14 protein-coding genes and 1 other annotated feature are annotated in these 14,557 nt (G+C 52.5%); of the genes, 8 read left to right on the plus strand and 6 right to left on the minus strand.

Going from position 1 to position 14,557, the window contains the following annotated elements; all coding sequences use genetic code 11:
* Window positions 1–207 precede the first annotated feature (207 nt).
* Window positions 208–954 carry an HAD family hydrolase gene (locus EDM21_RS18150; protein ID WP_157337809.1) on the minus strand — a complete coding sequence of 249 codons (747 nt, stop codon included), beginning with the start codon at window positions 952–954 and terminating at the stop codon, window positions 208–210.
* A gap of 225 nt (window positions 955–1,179) precedes the next feature.
* On the opposite strand from EDM21_RS18150, the gene cls reads away from it, so the two are divergent.
* Entirely contained in the window at window positions 1,180–2,610 is a 1,431-nt protein-coding gene (gene cls / locus EDM21_RS18155) for a cardiolipin synthase (RefSeq protein WP_157337811.1), read from the plus strand.
* A 167-nt stretch (window positions 2,611–2,777) separates the two neighbouring features.
* On the opposite strand, the gene EDM21_RS18160 is transcribed toward cls, so the two are convergent.
* The 4 genes from EDM21_RS18160 to ku form a co-directional block, all read right to left on the minus strand.
* Entirely contained in the window at window positions 2,778–3,158 is a 381-nt protein-coding gene (locus EDM21_RS18160) for a hypothetical protein (protein WP_157337813.1), read from the minus strand.
* Between the two features lie 104 nt (window positions 3,159–3,262).
* Entirely contained in the window at window positions 3,263–4,156 is an 894-nt protein-coding gene (ligD, locus tag EDM21_RS18165; RefSeq protein WP_157337815.1) for a non-homologous end-joining DNA ligase, read from the minus strand.
* Between the two features lie 51 nt (window positions 4,157–4,207).
* On the minus strand, window positions 4,208–5,146 hold the full coding sequence (ligD, locus tag EDM21_RS18170; RefSeq protein WP_157337912.1) for a non-homologous end-joining DNA ligase: 939 nt from the start codon (window positions 5,144–5,146) through the stop codon (window positions 4,208–4,210).
* A 164-nt stretch (window positions 5,147–5,310) separates the two neighbouring features.
* Window positions 5,311–6,159 carry a non-homologous end joining protein Ku gene (ku, locus tag EDM21_RS18175; RefSeq protein WP_157337817.1) on the minus strand — a complete coding sequence of 283 codons (849 nt, stop codon included), beginning with the start codon at window positions 6,157–6,159 and terminating at the stop codon, window positions 5,311–5,313.
* A 262-nt stretch (window positions 6,160–6,421) separates the two neighbouring features.
* Between ku and EDM21_RS18180 the strand changes: the two genes are divergently transcribed.
* From EDM21_RS18180 to tsaD, 6 genes are all read left to right on the plus strand, one after another.
* Complete coding sequence (locus EDM21_RS18180) at window positions 6,422–6,604, plus strand: hypothetical protein (RefSeq protein ID WP_157337819.1); 183 nt, start codon at window positions 6,422–6,424, stop codon at window positions 6,602–6,604.
* A gap of 156 nt (window positions 6,605–6,760) precedes the next feature.
* A complete protein-coding gene (thiL, locus tag EDM21_RS18185) occupies window positions 6,761–7,792 on the plus strand; it encodes a thiamine-phosphate kinase (RefSeq protein ID WP_157337914.1) in 1,032 nt (343 codons plus the stop codon).
* Window positions 7,793–7,802: 10 nt separating this feature from the next.
* Window positions 7,803–8,279: a tRNA (adenosine(37)-N6)-threonylcarbamoyltransferase complex ATPase subunit type 1 TsaE gene (tsaE, locus tag EDM21_RS18190; protein WP_157337924.1), complete on the plus strand. Its 477-nt coding sequence runs from the start codon at window positions 7,803–7,805 to the stop codon at window positions 8,277–8,279.
* Complete coding sequence (tsaB, locus tag EDM21_RS18195) at window positions 8,276–9,424, plus strand: tRNA (adenosine(37)-N6)-threonylcarbamoyltransferase complex dimerization subunit type 1 TsaB (RefSeq protein WP_157337821.1); 1,149 nt, start codon at window positions 8,276–8,278, stop codon at window positions 9,422–9,424. The genes tsaE and tsaB overlap by 4 nt, the downstream gene beginning before the upstream one ends.
* 23 nt (window positions 9,425–9,447) lie before the next feature.
* On the plus strand, window positions 9,448–9,948 hold the full coding sequence (rimI, locus tag EDM21_RS18200) for a ribosomal protein S18-alanine N-acetyltransferase (RefSeq protein ID WP_157337823.1): 501 nt from the start codon (window positions 9,448–9,450) through the stop codon (window positions 9,946–9,948).
* Window positions 9,949–10,122: 174 nt separating this feature from the next.
* Window positions 10,123–11,160 (plus strand): tRNA (adenosine(37)-N6)-threonylcarbamoyltransferase complex transferase subunit TsaD, encoded by a 1,038-nt coding sequence (tsaD, locus tag EDM21_RS18205; protein ID WP_420850675.1) that lies wholly within the window; start codon window positions 10,123–10,125, stop codon window positions 11,158–11,160.
* A 151-nt stretch (window positions 11,161–11,311) separates the two neighbouring features.
* On the opposite strand, the gene EDM21_RS18210 is transcribed toward tsaD, so the two are convergent.
* On the minus strand, window positions 11,312–11,656 hold the full coding sequence (locus tag EDM21_RS18210; protein ID WP_157337827.1) for a hypothetical protein: 345 nt from the start codon (window positions 11,654–11,656) through the stop codon (window positions 11,312–11,314).
* A 713-nt stretch (window positions 11,657–12,369) separates the two neighbouring features.
* Window positions 12,370–12,711 (plus strand) — a binding site (T-box leader).
* A 196-nt stretch (window positions 12,712–12,907) separates the two neighbouring features.
* On the opposite strand from EDM21_RS18210, the gene EDM21_RS18215 reads away from it, so the two are divergent.
* A complete protein-coding gene (locus EDM21_RS18215) occupies window positions 12,908–14,452 on the plus strand; it encodes a 2-isopropylmalate synthase (protein ID WP_157337829.1) in 1,545 nt (514 codons plus the stop codon).
* The last annotated feature ends 105 nt before the right edge of the window (window positions 14,453–14,557 follow it).

The following is a 14,557-nucleotide window of genomic DNA, read 5'->3' on the forward strand; positions in this document are numbered from 1 at the left end:
CCCCGAATCTGCAACAAAAAAAGGAGCCGTTAGGCTCCTCGGAGACTGCCGGAATTTGTCCGGCAGTCTTTTTTTATGGAAAAAACAAGGTTAACTCATGAATGTACCGAATAGGTACATCATGAACACAAAAATTGACGCGCATAGTGACCGCCTAATCCAGGCTTTGTTTATTCAGGGGCGGCAGCTATTCCATGTCGTGTAAATCTACAAATTAACGGCTCTTTGGCCTGTATAGTCCGAGATGATTTTAGGAACCTCCGCCAGGGAAGGCAGGGTGAAGAACGCTCCCTTAGGCGTGGCCGTAATGTCGACAACGTTGTACTGCCATTCCTGCTGGGCTGGAATGTATATGGCGTGAATGCCGGATTCCAGGGCAGGCATCACATCCGTGCGGACGGAATTGCCGATCATCCATGTGCGGCTGCGCTCAAAATCCTGCGTGTGGATAAGGGTCTCCATGAACTCTCTCGTCTTGTGCAGGGCGACAAAAATCCGCTCCCCGAAGTAACGGTTCAATCCGGCTTCCTCCACTTTGCGCATTTGAATCGTAGCATCGCCACCTGTATATAGAAACAGCTCATGCCCTTGTTCGGTCAACGATTGTAAAGTCGGCTCCATATTCGGATAGGGTTCAATAGAGTGGGCGTACACGCTGTGCCCGAGCTGGCTGAGCCACCGCTCATTCTTCGTGCGGGCACGAATTCCGAAGGTCTCACAGTAGTAGTGATAGGTCTCTATAAAAGATTGAGGAAACCGTTCCGCTTTGAAGCCGTGTACTTCAACTCCAGCCAGATCGAGATCCAATTGCTTCTGTTTAATGGCTTCTTCCGTAAGGCCGTGCCCCGCGAACCAGGTCAGCATCGTATCGACGAACTGCTGGATCACGACGTTAAAATATTTGTTGCAGTGGATAAGGGTATCATCCAAATCAAACAAAATGGTTTGTCTCATCGGCTTTCTCTCCTGGTCTTCTGTATATAGGTTTAACGACTATTATATCATGTCCCGAAGGGTTAACCCAACACTCTCTTCACAAGCCTTCTTTACAGGACTGTGGAGGGTTGATGTTTATGCAAGCCGAATAGTGGATTAAAAGTACGTACACCCTATAGAAACGGCTTACCCCGGTCCGGCAGTTAGACCGGTTTTTTGATAAGGAAGGGAGAACCGGTTAAGATGCTATGGCTAGTCATTGTTCTACTCTTATTTATATTTCAGACGGTCACCATCGTGGTGGTTGAATTCCGCAACTCCTCGAAAACGGTCGCGTGGCTGATGATTTTGTTTATTTTCCCGGTTATCGGTTTTATTATGTATTACTTTCTTGCGAAGGAGTATTCGCAGCGCCGCAATGTAAAGCGCAAAACACGACGTGTTCTGGGGGAAATGCAGCGTGAAATGCGCAGGGAGCTGGAGAAAACGAAGAAAGGCCATGATTACCCGGTGCCAAACATTATTAATGAACCGCGGTTGTTCGGTCTGCTCAGCAATATTCCCAGTTCGCCGATTACACGGAACAATGAAGTCGAAGTGCTGACGGACGGCAAAGCGACTTATGAGGCTATGTTCGAAGCGATGGAACAAGCCAAGCATCATATCCACTTTGAATTTTATATTCTCCGGGATGATGAGACGGGCAGGAAGTTCCAGGAGCTGCTCGTCCGTAAAGCCCGTGAGGGTGTCCAGGTACGGGTTATTTATGACGGAATCGGCAGCTATAAGCTTTCTGCGAAGTACATCAGGGAACTTACGGAGGCGGGGATTGAAACGTACTGCTTCCTGCCGGCTTTTATCGCGTTCTTCGATAAGCGGATGAATTACCGGAACCACCGTAAAATCATTGTGGTGGACGGACTGGTCGGTTTCCTCGGCGGTATTAATATCGGGGATGAATATTTGGGGATGCACCCGGTGCTCGGTTATTGGCGGGATACGCATTTGAAGATTACCGGCGATGCGGTCTACTACCTGCAAAGTACTTTTCTGTCCGATTGGGAATTTGTAAGCAGGCAGAAACTGAGCGAGACCTTGTTCTATCCCGAGCATGCCTGTGAGGGAAATCAGCCGGTGCAGGTTGTAGCAAGCGGCCCGGATGCTCACTGGGATTCTATCCTGGAGTCTTACTTCGGGGGAATCACGACGGCCAAGAAGAGGATCTATATTACAACGCCGTATTTCATTCCCGATCAGAGTCTGATTATGGGGCTCAAAACAGCCGCCATCAGCGGGGTGGATGTGAAAATCATCCTTCCGGAGATTCCTGATTCCTGGATCGTGCATTATGCTTCCCTGTCGTATCTTCAGGACCTTATGCAGACAGGCGTGAGATTCTATCAGTATCAACCGGGTTTCGTCCACGCGAAAGTAACCATTATTGATAATTTGTTCGCAACGGTGGGTACCGCCAACATGGACATGCGCAGCTTCTACAGTAATTTTGAGCTTAATGCTATCCTGTTCGATCAGAAGTCCATTGAGCGGCTGGAGCATGATTTTATTAACGATTTGAAAAACAGCAAGAAGCTGTCTCTTTCGGAATTCGAAAAGCGTTCCCGCTTCCAGAAGGGCAAAGAGGTCATGGGCCGGCTCTTGTCTCCGTTGTTCTGAGTCGTGAATCAGGAATGCGCGCGAAATTTACGGCTTGCGGCATGGTGCCTGAATAACGGCGGTCTGCCCAGGGGAGGCGTCCGCAGTAAGTTCTAAGCCTGGCATTATCCGGCAAGATGAGCAAAATAACAAAGCGCGCACCGGGCAGGTACGCGCCTTATTTTTAATTAATGAGGTATAGAAAATTTCAATAAAAGCACAGTGGCTATCTGGGGTGAAATGCCCGTCAGTACCAGCAGATTCAATACCAGATAGACAGGATCGGTGAATGTGTCCGTAATGACCAGAAGAAAGGCGGCAAACAAATAGAGCAGACTGGCAAAATAGGTATAAAAGAAGCTTCTGGAGCGGATTGCCCTGAACCTCGTATCATCCTTGGAGGCATAAGGGGCGAGATAAGCCTGAGCCAGCATATTGGCCGCGATAGAGAAGGTGAACATGAGAGTCGGCCAGTAGTTAAGGCTGGTGGAATCATTGGCCAGAATAAACCAGACGCTCACTCCGATCAGAATAAAAGCGCCGATAAGAAATGGAGTTTTCTTCTTCAAAGCCTCACTTCCCGTGTTAACTAGTGAAATTGCATAGAAAATTTAAGAGCAGCAACTTCATAATTATACCAATTCAGTTATCGATTAGCTAGATTCCATCCGCTTTACTCCAAATGGGCAAGAACCGCGTCCAGATTTTGCGGAGGGACTTGCTCAATGAGATCGCCCATTTTGTGAATCCGGTCCACAATGACGTGCAGAGTAAATTCACGGGGATCGCTCCGCTGCTCCACTTCCTGCCACAGCAGCGGGGTGGATACCGTGCCGGCCGCCCTGGCCCGGGGAGTATAGGGGGCCGACAAGGTTTTCCCGTACCAATGCTGCAGGTAGTCGAAATAGATCAGGTCGCCGCGATTCTTTTTTAACCGTTCCACTGTAAAAAGTCCGGGATATTTCTTGACTGCATACGTCCCGATAAAATGGCCGATTTTCCGCAGCTGCTCGAACGTATACCCGCGCTGGATGGGCACATAAATTTGAACGCCTGTTGCTCCCGATGTTTTGGGAACGGACCGGATGTGCAGGGAATCCAGAATTTCGCCTATTACATGAGCGGCTTCCATAATGCGGGGCTCGACTTCCAGGCTCGGATCTATGTCGATGAGCCACTCGGCAGGCAGCGTGTCCCCGATATGATGAAAGGATGGATGAAATTCCAGGCAGGCGAGATTTCCGAGCCAAATCAGAGTAGGGAGGGAATCCAGGTTAACATAATTGATCCCGTCCAGCGGGGCCAGGGTAACGAATTCCGGAACAGGTTCGGGACTGTTTTTCTGGTAGAACGATTTGTCATGGATCCCGTGAGGAAAGCGAATAGTGGTTAAGTGACGGTCGCGGCAGTAGCGCAGCAAATAAGGAGAGAGTTCGATCAGCTTCTGCAGAAAATCGAGTTTCGTGATGCCGGCCTCGGGCCATAAGGGCTTCTCGGGGTTGGTAATGGTCAGTTCATGACCTTCGATCGTGATGGTACCTTTGCTTTTCTTCGAGCTCACGGACATTGCCTGGCCCCCTTTCTTCTATGTATATGAAGCGTCCTCCGCCTAAAAAGTTTAGAAATAACAATCTTCCGGAGGAATCTGTGTGAACGATTGGATACTCGGCTGCCGTAAAGTTCCGTTGGGCGTCCATTCCATAAAGTGAATTTTCACAGTGAGAAGCGGCTGAATCCATACAGCTTCCTTGGAGCGTTCCGGTATATTAGCAAAAGGTCTCTCCTCGATTCTAAGCTCCTCCGCCTGCCCGGTTATCTTCTTCCAATCCTGTACAGTCAGTTTGCCTGTACCTGCGTGGCCGATATAGATCAGTCGCTGCTGATCGTCATATAAGCCGAGCAGCAGCGCGTTTACCGTACCCGCACGGCGGGTGACGCCTCCCACGACGGCAATCAGATCCTGAATGTATTTTTTCTTCATCCAGCGCTTGTCCTTCCCGTTGATTACATAGGTGCTGTCCAGATTCTTGAGCACGATTCCTTCCAATTGGTGCTCCTTCGCAACCGTGTCAAGCGGCTGCAGATCGGTATAGCTGGGAACGACTTGGACAATGGGATGAGGCTGCCGGATGATTGTGTCCAGAAGCTGCTGACGCTCTCTCAGACTTTGATTGGTTACCCACTCTCCGTTACAGTAGAGCACATCAAAAACCATATAATGAACGGGGACAGCGTTAACCGCGTAAAGGACCTTCTGGTCGTTCTTTAAACTATCCCGTTTCATTACCTTGTGAAAAGAAGGGCTGCCTTCCTCAAGTGCGATAATTTCGCCATCGAGAATAACGGAGTCCGCACTACAGTAGGTGCCGATATCCTGAAGCTCAGGGTACTGCCGGGTCCGCTCGTTAAGTCTCCGGTTAATCAGGCGGACGGATTGGCCGTCGAAGTAAGTGAGTATCCGGACGCCGTCCCATTTTATTTGCGCAATCCACTCGTTGCCGCTGGGAAGCTGCGATGTCGAAATGGGTTCAAAAGGGATAACAGGAGTATAGTTCATCATTCACCTCGCAACAGATTGCTTTTGGTTAGGCCTGCGCCCAGTCCGGTGGTCGGCAACGCCACTCTCCTAAAATAAGAAAGAGATGAATAAGCCGGGAACTTCAAAGAAAAGCCCGGCCGGGTAGGCGGGCTGTATCTTGCATTTCACTCAGTAAGAACCGTTTAGGACACCGTTTCCTTCGCCTTTGCTTTGGCTTTGCTCTTGCGTGCCTTCGGTTTGGCATCCGCCGGGTCCGTTGCCACAGGCTTGACGGCTTCTAGACTGGCTTGCAGTGCCGACATGAGATCGATCACGTTCGTATGCGCCTGCTGCGGAGCAACCTGAACTTCTTGGCCCGCAACTTTCTGCCCGATCGCTTCAAGCAGGGCGTTCCGGTAGTTATCCTGGTATTTGTCGGGCTCAAATGGGGTGGAGAGCTGCTCGATCAGCATCTTGGCCATAGTCAGCTCTTTATCGTTCACGTTGATTGCCTCGGGAAGGTTGGGCACCTGGTTAATCGGACGAATTTCATCCGGGTAGAATATGGTTTCCATCGCGATGCAGTTATCAATCACGCGGATAGCCGCGAGGCTGCTTTTGGAGCGGATAGAAATATTGGCGATGCCGATTTTGCCTGTCTGGCGCATGGATTCAAGCAGCAGGTTATAGGCGTTAGCACCGGTATCCCCCGGGGATAAGTAGTACGTTTTTTGAAAATAAATCGGGTCGATATCGTCCAGATTCACAAAATCAAGAATCTTGATCTCTTTAGTCGCTTCTCCCGAAATTTTCTCAAGTTCTTCTTTCTCAAAAAGAACAAATCGTCCCGGCTCATATTCGTAGCCCTTCGTAATCTCTGCCCATTCCACCTGCTCATCACACGTGGTGCATGACCGCACATAGGATAGAGGGGTGGTACATTTTTTGTGGATATAGCGCATGGAAATGTCTTTTTCTTCGGTGGCCGAGAACATTTTAACGGGAACATGAACCAGACCGAAACTGATGGCGCCTTTCCAGACCGTATGCATACGTACTCCTCCTTACGGATCGGCAGCTTGAGCTGCAGGATCGCAGCAGTCGCCTAGAATGTCTTTACTTATCAGTATATCCACCCTTTACTCATCTTATGACCGGCTCGTGACTTGAATGCTTTGGGCTTGTTGGAGGAAGCCTAAGGCTATGTGTGCGGTTTGCAGCCTGAATCTTGAATCTGCAGTCTTGAATGTTGGAGTCTTGAAGTTCAAGCGGCAGCCTGCACTCCATAACCCGACTTAAGAGAGGTGAGCAGTAATGAACGATAATCAGGGCAGAGACGATTATTTTATGGATATTGACCGGATGGTGAATGAGGGCCTCGGAGGCGGTCAAATCACGTATTCCAAAGGGCTCCTGGAGAACGGGTTGATTGACGAATCAACGACCGACACGATGGAGTATAAGGAGTCGCTGCAAAAAGAGGACGAGGAAAGCTGAGAACCGCGCCCGGCAGGCCTGCTACTGGTCTTGCGGGCGCGGTTTTTCACAGGTATTCCTGGTAGGTGTTAGAGCCTGAAAATGCCTTGCGTACGGTTGCTACAAGACTCCATGAGGTCTATAATAGGAGGCAAACCGAACCGGAGGATTAAGGTCATGGAACAAGATGAATTCAGCCTGATCCGGCTCCTTACCGCAGGAAGGGAATCGGAGGAAGAACTGCGTACGCGCGGGGTCGTGACAGGGATTGGCGACGATGCCGCGGTTGCAGCTCTATCCCCGGGCATGCAGCTTGTTGCGACCTGTGACACAATGACAGAAGGCGTACATTTCCTGCCGGTTACGATGCGGGATGAGGATATTGGCTTCAAAGCCATGGCTTCTAACATCAGCGATATTGCGGCGATGGGTGCGCGGCCGCGTTATGCGCTTATTGCGCTTTCTGTGCCGCCAGGTGCGGACGTGGAGCAGATTCGAAGGATCTACGACGGTTTGTACGAATGCGCTGCACTCTATGGCGTTGCCGTCATCGGCGGAGATACGACTGCGACGCGTAGCGGTATCGTGCTGACCGTCACCGTTCTCGGCGAAGTCGCCGCAGGGGGGGCGCTGCTGCGCAGCGGTGCGAAGCCGGGCGACGCCGTCTTCGTCACAGGCCCGCTCGGCGGCTCCGCTGCGGGCCTGGCATGGCTGCTGCGCCGCGGCGTGAACGCGGCGCAGTGGGGCACGCTGCCCTCCGCTGAGGCGGAGCTGGTGCGCGCCCATACCCGCCCGCTTCCGCAGGTCGCGGCGGGAGAACTGCTTCAGCGCACAGGCCTGTGCCACGCGCTGAATGACATCAGCGACGGGCTCGCGAGCGAAGCCGGCGAAATCGCCGAGGCTTCGGGAGTCGGGCTCCTCATCGCGGAGGAGCTGCTGCCGCAGGCGGAGGGTCTGGCCGCCTGCGCGGAAGAGCTGGCCGCCGACCCGCTGGAGTGGGTCCTGTACGGCGGCGAGGATTATCAGCTTCTGGGCACGGCGCAAGAAGCCGATATGGGCGCTCTGCGCGAAGCTTTCGCGCAGGGCGGCTTGTCCCTGCACGTCATCGGCCGTGTGACGGACGCTGACGGCGGAGTGAGGCTGCAGCGCCCGGACGGGACTGTGCAGCCTCTCCCCAAGCGGGGCTACAATCATTTTGCAGCGAATTGAGGCGATGGACATGGCTTATTATCTCTACAGAGCCGCAAATGAAGAGGATACGGAATCACTGGCGCGGCAAATCGCTTCGCTAGTGATGCCGGGCGCCGTTATTGCGCTGGACGGGGACCTGGGTGCAGGCAAAACCCGCTTTTCCCAGGCGATTGCCCGCGGTATAGGTGTGGAGGGTGTAGTGAACAGCCCTACTTTCACCATTATTAAAGAATACGAGGGAAGCGAGCTTCCTTTATATCATATGGATGTGTATAGGATTTCCCAGGAAGAAGCGGAGGACCTTGGACTCGATGAATATTTCTACGGGGAAGGACTGACGCTGATCGAGTGGGCCAGTCTGGTTAAGGAGCTTCTCCCTCCGGACCGGCTGGAAATATACATAGAACATGGGGGAGACAATAACCGCGTGTTCCGGCTTACTCCCGGTGGAGCGGCTTATGAGGCCTGGTGCGCAAATTTGAAAGAGAACGGATGGTTAGAATGAACAGCAAGAGTTTGAAGAATGGGCAAGACAACGCCCCCGCAGCCTCTTTGGATAAACATGCGGATGAGGGCGGAGGCAGGAGCCGCGTGGATCCGGGATTGCATGAGATCAAACCGGCGGCTGTCCTGTCGAATCAGCCGGTTATAGAGGGGAGTCCGCAAGCAGCGGCTGGCAGTGCGGTCAGCGGATACTGCCTGGCCATTGATACCTCAACCTCTTCACTGGCTCTTGCTCTTCTAGAAGATGGTGTTCCTCTTGATGAGAAAAGTTCTCAAGTAGACCGTAATCACTCGATTTATATTATGCCGCATGTTCAAGAGCTGCTTGCGGCTAACGGGCTGCGTCCCCGGGATTTGCGGTCTGTCGCTGTCGGGCAGGGCCCCGGCTCTTACACAGGGGTCCGCATCGCGGTGACCTTGGCCAAGACATTCTCATGGTCGCTTAACATACCGATGGCGGCTGTTTCAAGCCTGGAGGCATTAGCGCTAGGCGGACGTACGGCTGCGCTGGAGCAGGAGAGGGAAGCTGATATTCCCGCGACGCTCGCGACTGCCGCGAGTCCGGAAATCCCGGAAGCGCGCGAGCCGGCAGGAGATACTCCGCTCCACGGTGCTAACGGTACTCCAGCTCCGGTCCGCTGGTTCATCCCGCTCATGAATGCGCGCCGCGGGCAAGCCTTTACAGGCTTGTACGCGGCTGCAGGCGATGAGCCTGCGGCTCTGCTTGCCGCTCTGCTTGCCGCGGATGCTACGGAAGATAAGGAGAACGGGGCGCGATGGAGCTGTCTTATCCCGGACGGAATCCGGTTGATGACGGCTTATACGGCTCAGCTCAGCGAATGGATCGCCGGCGGAAGCCTGCCTCCAGATGCAGGACTGCACACCGGTGGGGGTCAGGCTTCCTTCCGGCGGCCGGACGAGATTCTGTTTGTAGGGGAAACCGATATGTTTGAGGACGCGATCGCTCAGTTGTCCGCAGACCTGGTTATTCCCGTCCGCTCGCTTTCCTATAATTTGAAGGCCACGGAAGTGGGGCTTCTTGCGCTTGCGCGATTAGCTCGCGGCGAAAGCGACAATAACTTTACTTTTGTACCGAACTATACCCAGTTGACCGAGGCCGAAGTCAAGCTGATGGCGAAATCTTGACGGAAAGGGATGAACGAATCGTAATGGAAGACCGTAAATGGGAGCGGGAGCAGCCGATAGGCGCACCAATCTTTCGCATGATGCGGCTTGACGATATTCCGCTTATTTGCGAGATTGAGCAGGAAGCTTTTACGACGCCTTGGTCGGCAGGAGCTTTTCATAATGAATTAACAAGTAATCATTTTGCCCATTATATCGTGATGATGATAGACGGGGTTGTGGCCGGATATGCCGGTATGTGGCTCATTATGGATGAAGCGCATGTCACGAACATTGCCATCTCGGGCAAATACCGGGGCCGCAAGCTGGGAGAAGTGCTCGTGATGCAGATGCAGCACAAAGCCCGTTCACTCGGGGCTGTGCGCATGACGCTGGAAGTCCGTGCTTCAAATTTCATTGCCCAGCGGCTGTACGACAAAATGGGCTTCAAATATGTAGGTGTGCGCAAAGGATACTATACCGATAATAACGAAGATGCGATTATTATGTGGGCTGAGCTGCCTGAACAGGACCAGCCTGCTTAACGGATACAGGGCTACATTGATTACTGTCCGTCCTTAGTAGTAAAAGCGTGTAAGTCCCGTTTATGCACACAAAGGACTTGTCTTCTAATGCACAAGTACAAGCGAACGATTTTAGGAATTACAAAGTCCTGCAGCGCCTGATCCTTGAAGTCTGAGGAGGTGTTCGGAAAAGGAATGAATGGAATGAATTCACCTGCAAAGTCTGTCTATCTATTAGCTATTGAAACGAGCTGTGATGAAACGTCGGCAGCAGTTATCGAGAATGGCACTACTATTCGCTCCAATGTGGTATCCAGCCAGATCGAGACGCACCGGCGCTTCGGCGGTGTTGTTCCGGAAATCGCCTCCCGCCAGCACGTGGAGACGATAACCTGGATTCTGCAGGAAGCTTTGGATCAAGCCGGATTGACCATGGAAGATATGTCGGCTGTTGCAGTCACGCAAGGTCCTGGTCTTGTCGGATCTCTGCTTGTCGGCGTTATAGCTGCCAAATCGCTCGCGTGCTCGCTGGAGCTGCCTCTGATTGGCGTACATCATATTGCCGGTCATATCTATGCGAATCAGCTGGTCCATAAGCTGGAATACCCTCTCGTGTCTCTGGTCGTGTCTGGCGGTCACACGGAGCTGATCTACATGGAGAGCGAAGGAAGCTTCCGCATTATCGGGCAAACGCGTGACGATGCAGCTGGAGAAGCGTACGATAAAATCGCGCGTGCCCTGAAGCTGCCTTATCCGGGAGGCCCTCATATTGACCGCCTTGCCCAAGAAGCGGACGGGGAGATCAAGATGCCCCGGGCTTGGCTTGAGAATTCTTACGATTTTAGCTTCAGCGGCCTGAAATCTGCGGTGCTTAACGTGCTTAACCAATCTCGGATGCGGGGAGAAGAACCGGTGGCGGCTCATGTCGCCAAAGGCTTTCAATCTTCCGTGGTGGAGGTGCTCGTAGAGAAAGCCGGGCGCGCGGTGAAGGAGTACGGAGCCAAGCAGCTCCTTCTCGCCGGCGGTGTAGCCGCCAACCGCGGGCTGCGCGAAGCGCTCACGAAGCGCTGCGAGGAGCTCGGCGTACCGCTCCTTATGCCGCCGATGGACCTGTGTTCAGACAACGCAGCGATGATCGGCGCGGCGGCCTTCCTGAAATGGAACCGGGGAGATATCACCGGGCTTGATTTTAAGGCGGAGCCTGTTCTTAGTTTGGAGAAGTGGGGTTATTAAGGCGGGGGAATGCCTCCCGAAGAATTGTGTACCCAAGGTCGCTGCCAATAAGGCAGCGGCTTTTATGTATCCTTTTGTTGTTAAACCTTACCCATACTTCACCATAGGCTTCGGGCTAAAAGCAGAATGGCGGCACGTAAAAGGACTTGTATCAAATGGCCTCTGATCTTACAACCCTTGCTGTGAAATTGTAATAAGCAAATCTATAATAAGTGCCGTGAACCAGTGCCGCTATATCCTTACTATCCCGGATGGTGTATAATTGTTCTCCTCCTTTAATTAATGGAGGAGCACAATCAGTATCGCACCTTGCTTGGGTGAGCGTCTTGCGGTCGATCTCGCCAATTCGGGGACCGAGCAAATTTCCTTTGATGGCATCGGCGAGAAAATATTTGTGCCTTATATACACAATTGTCACGTGGTTCCGTCCATCTGTTTGATCAGAGGCGGAGATGAATATTATCAGGGCAAGCAGCATTAAAAGCATTCGGAACATAATTTTCCCCCTCCACTCGGTTGTTCCATTTTTTGTTGTGATTTCAATTTAATTTTAACCGGGGACCCGTAGTTTTTCATAGTTGATTCTCATAGTACTCCTTGGGTTTGTGGACAAGAATTCAGCCAACGAGAAGATATCCACAGGGATAAAATCATAATCTTATACACATGTGGATAAAACTGAATTTTTTGAAGATTTATAATTTTGTATTGACTTTCAGTTTGGCAGCATACTATAATCAACAACAAGTTATGAATATGGAAAACGCTGGGAACGGGAACAGCAAGGATATTCATTTGGCCAGAGAGCTGCGGGTTGGTGCGACGCAGTCGGATGATTCCTGAACACTCACCCGGGAGCGGTAAAGCTGAGAACACCCTATTGTTGCTGAATCGGGAGACGCTTAAGTCCCTGTATCGGCATGATACCCGTGAATGGGATCGTTAGGTGTGAGGTAGGCTTTGACGGATGGCCCACGTGATCGGGCAGCGAAGGAGCATGAGGTACACAGTTGTGATTGCTTCCTGAGCACCGAGGTGGATCCGCAATTGCGGCGGATCAACAAGAGTGGTAACGCGGAAGGCTGACCGGCCTGTCGTCTCTTATATGGAGACGGCAGGCCTTTTTGCGTATAGGCACACCAAAAAATGAGGTTTGTATTTTTAGTCCGGGAAGAAGAGGCCTGCGGGTCCAATAACGCAAAACATATAACAAACGCGATGAACAAGAGTAGTAGGATCCGGTTACGGTACAGAGAGCTGCGGGACGGTGCGACGCAGTCCGTGAAGGATCGGAACTCGCTTGGGAGCGGGAAGTGAAGAACACGCGCAGACGAGAACTTGCCTGGCGTGACTGAAGCTTAAATCCGGGCGCCTCCGTTATCGGGCAGCGGCGATTGGCTGCCGGGTGAAGAAGAGACAGCAAGCTGGTGTGGATTACGCACACATGCTTTTGCCTTCTGGAACCCGCCCAGCATCGCCGCTGCGAGCGGACTCTTCTATACGAAGAGTCAACAAGAGTGGTACCGCGCCGGCTATGCCGTCGTCTCTTAACAGGAGACGGCGGCTTTTTGTGTTTGTTGCGTGCTCGGGATTACCCGGAGGGATGAAGCTGAGCACGCAGAAAAGAGGCGTAGCGGCGGTTCAATGTTAATGGAGCAAGTGGAGCAAGTGGAGCAAGTGGAGCATCAAGAAACCTCCGCAAGGAGTTTCTAATACAGCCCTTCAAGGGTAATAAGGAGGAATAGACATGACTAAACGGCAAATTAAGATTTTTGACACGACACTGAGGGACGGGGAACAGGCCCCTGGAGGTTCACTGTATCCGGAGGAGAAAATCCGGCTTGCCAGACAGCTTGTTAAGCTCGGTGTGGACACGATTGAACCGGGATTTCCGATCTCAAGCCCGGGGGATTTTGCAGCCGTCCAGCAGATTTCCAGGGAGCTTCAGGGCGTTGAAATCTGCGGATTCGCCAGAGCGGTCCAAATCGATATCGATGCGGCGCTAAAAGCGACCGAGGATGCGGCACTGCGCCGGATTCACATGTTCATCTCTTCTTCGGATATCCACTTGAATTTCCAGCTTCGCAAAACGCGGGAGCAGGTCAAGGAAGAAGCGAGAACGATGGTGGCTTATGCGAAGCAGTTCTGCGAGCGCATTGAATTTACAGCAATGGACTCCAGCCGGACAGGACGCGAATATCTGTACGAGCTGATTGAAGCGGTCATTGCGGAAGGCGCGACCATTATCAATCTGCCGGATACGGTCGGCTATGCGCTGCCGGAGGATTACGGGCAGATGTTTGCCGATGTGCGCCGTCATGCGCGCGGAGCGCAGGACGCTGAGTTCAGCGCCCACTGCCATAACGATCTGGGTCTTGCGGTTGCTAATTCCATGGCCGCGATCAAGAACGGCGCCACCTATGTGGAGGTGTCGGTGAACGGAATCGGGGAACGTGCGGGCAACTGTTCTCTGGAAGAAATCGTGATGGCGGTTGAGACGCATTCCGAGGCGCTTGGGGTGACGACCGGTATAAATCTCAGCGAAATTTATAATACTTCCTGCATGGTCAGCCGCGTAATGAACATGCCGATTGCGTTCAACAAGCCGGTTGTCGGACGCAATGCCTTCCAGCATGAATCGGGCATTCATCAGGACGGATTGCTGAAGAACCGCAATACTTACGAGATCATGGAGCCTGAGAAGCTGGGTATTCCCCGCTCTATGATTATTCTGGGCAAGCATTCCGGCCGTCATGCTCTCAAACACCGTGCAGGTCAGTACGGTATTGACCTGGACGCAGCGGCTCTTGAAGATGTGTACAGCCGCTTCAAGAACTTGGCCGACGAGCAGAAGCATGTGACGGATGACGAGCTGCTTGGCTTAATCGGAGACCAAACAGCAGCAGAGCGCTTCTCTCTGGTTCACCTGCAGGTAGTCAGCAGCAGCGACCGCAGCCGTGTCGCCTCGGCGACCATCCGGGACAATGAGAGTGGCGGTGAAGCCACTTGGTCGGGGACCGGAGATGGACCGATCGAAGCCATCGTGAATTGTATCCGCCAGGCGCTTCCTATGGAGGTTACCTTCACCGATCTGGAGCTGCATTCGCTGTCCGCGAGTGAGAAGGCAACGGGGGAAGCGGCCGTTACCGTATCCTGCGGTTCGCAGACGTACAAAAGCTCGGGCCTTGACGAGGACATTCTCTTCGCGGCTGCCAAGGCGTTCCTGTCCGCGTGCAATCAGGCTGTCCGTGCTAATGCGGACGCTTCACGTGATGTACCCTTAATGGCCTAAATTATTCACAGGGTGAGTGTTGAGAAGTTATACACACCCCCTGTGGATAATGTGGATAACCCCTGAAAAACTTTATTTTTCAGGGGATTTTTATTTCCCGGGGTT

Source organism: Paenibacillus lutrae, assembly GCF_009757775.1.
GTDB lineage: Bacteria > Bacillota > Bacilli > Paenibacillales > NBRC-103111 > Paenibacillus_F > Paenibacillus_F lutrae.

Bases quoted from the DNA above. Each gene is read 5' to 3' on its own strand.
- tsaE (WP_157337924.1), top strand. From the start codon at position 7,803: ATGGCTTATTATCTCTACAGAGCCGCAAATGAAGAGGATACGGAATCA.
- thiL (WP_157337914.1), top strand. From the start codon at position 6,761: ATGGAACAAGATGAATTCAGCCTGATCCGGCTCCTTACCGCAGGAAGG.
- tsaB (WP_157337821.1), top strand. From the start codon at position 8,276: ATGAACAGCAAGAGTTTGAAGAATGGGCAAGACAACGCCCCCGCAGCC.
- ligD (WP_157337815.1), bottom strand. From the start codon at position 4,156: ATGTCCGTGAGCTCGAAGAAAAGCAAAGGTACCATCACGATCGAAGGT.
- tsaD (WP_420850675.1), top strand. From the start codon at position 10,123: ATGAATGGAATGAATTCACCTGCAAAGTCTGTCTATCTATTAGCTATT.
- rimI (WP_157337823.1), top strand. From the start codon at position 9,448: ATGGAAGACCGTAAATGGGAGCGGGAGCAGCCGATAGGCGCACCAATC.
- cls (WP_157337811.1), top strand. From the start codon at position 1,180: ATGCTATGGCTAGTCATTGTTCTACTCTTATTTATATTTCAGACGGTC.
- ligD (WP_157337912.1), bottom strand. From the start codon at position 5,146: ATGAACTATACTCCTGTTATCCCTTTTGAACCCATTTCGACATCGCAG.
- EDM21_RS18210 (WP_157337827.1), bottom strand. From the start codon at position 11,656: ATGTTCCGAATGCTTTTAATGCTGCTTGCCCTGATAATATTCATCTCC.
- ku (WP_157337817.1), bottom strand. From the start codon at position 6,159: ATGCATACGGTCTGGAAAGGCGCCATCAGTTTCGGTCTGGTTCATGTT.
- EDM21_RS18215 (WP_157337829.1), top strand. From the start codon at position 12,908: ATGACTAAACGGCAAATTAAGATTTTTGACACGACACTGAGGGACGGG.
- EDM21_RS18150 (WP_157337809.1), bottom strand. From the start codon at position 954: ATGAGACAAACCATTTTGTTTGATTTGGATGATACCCTTATCCACTGC.
- EDM21_RS18180 (WP_157337819.1), top strand. From the start codon at position 6,422: ATGAACGATAATCAGGGCAGAGACGATTATTTTATGGATATTGACCGG.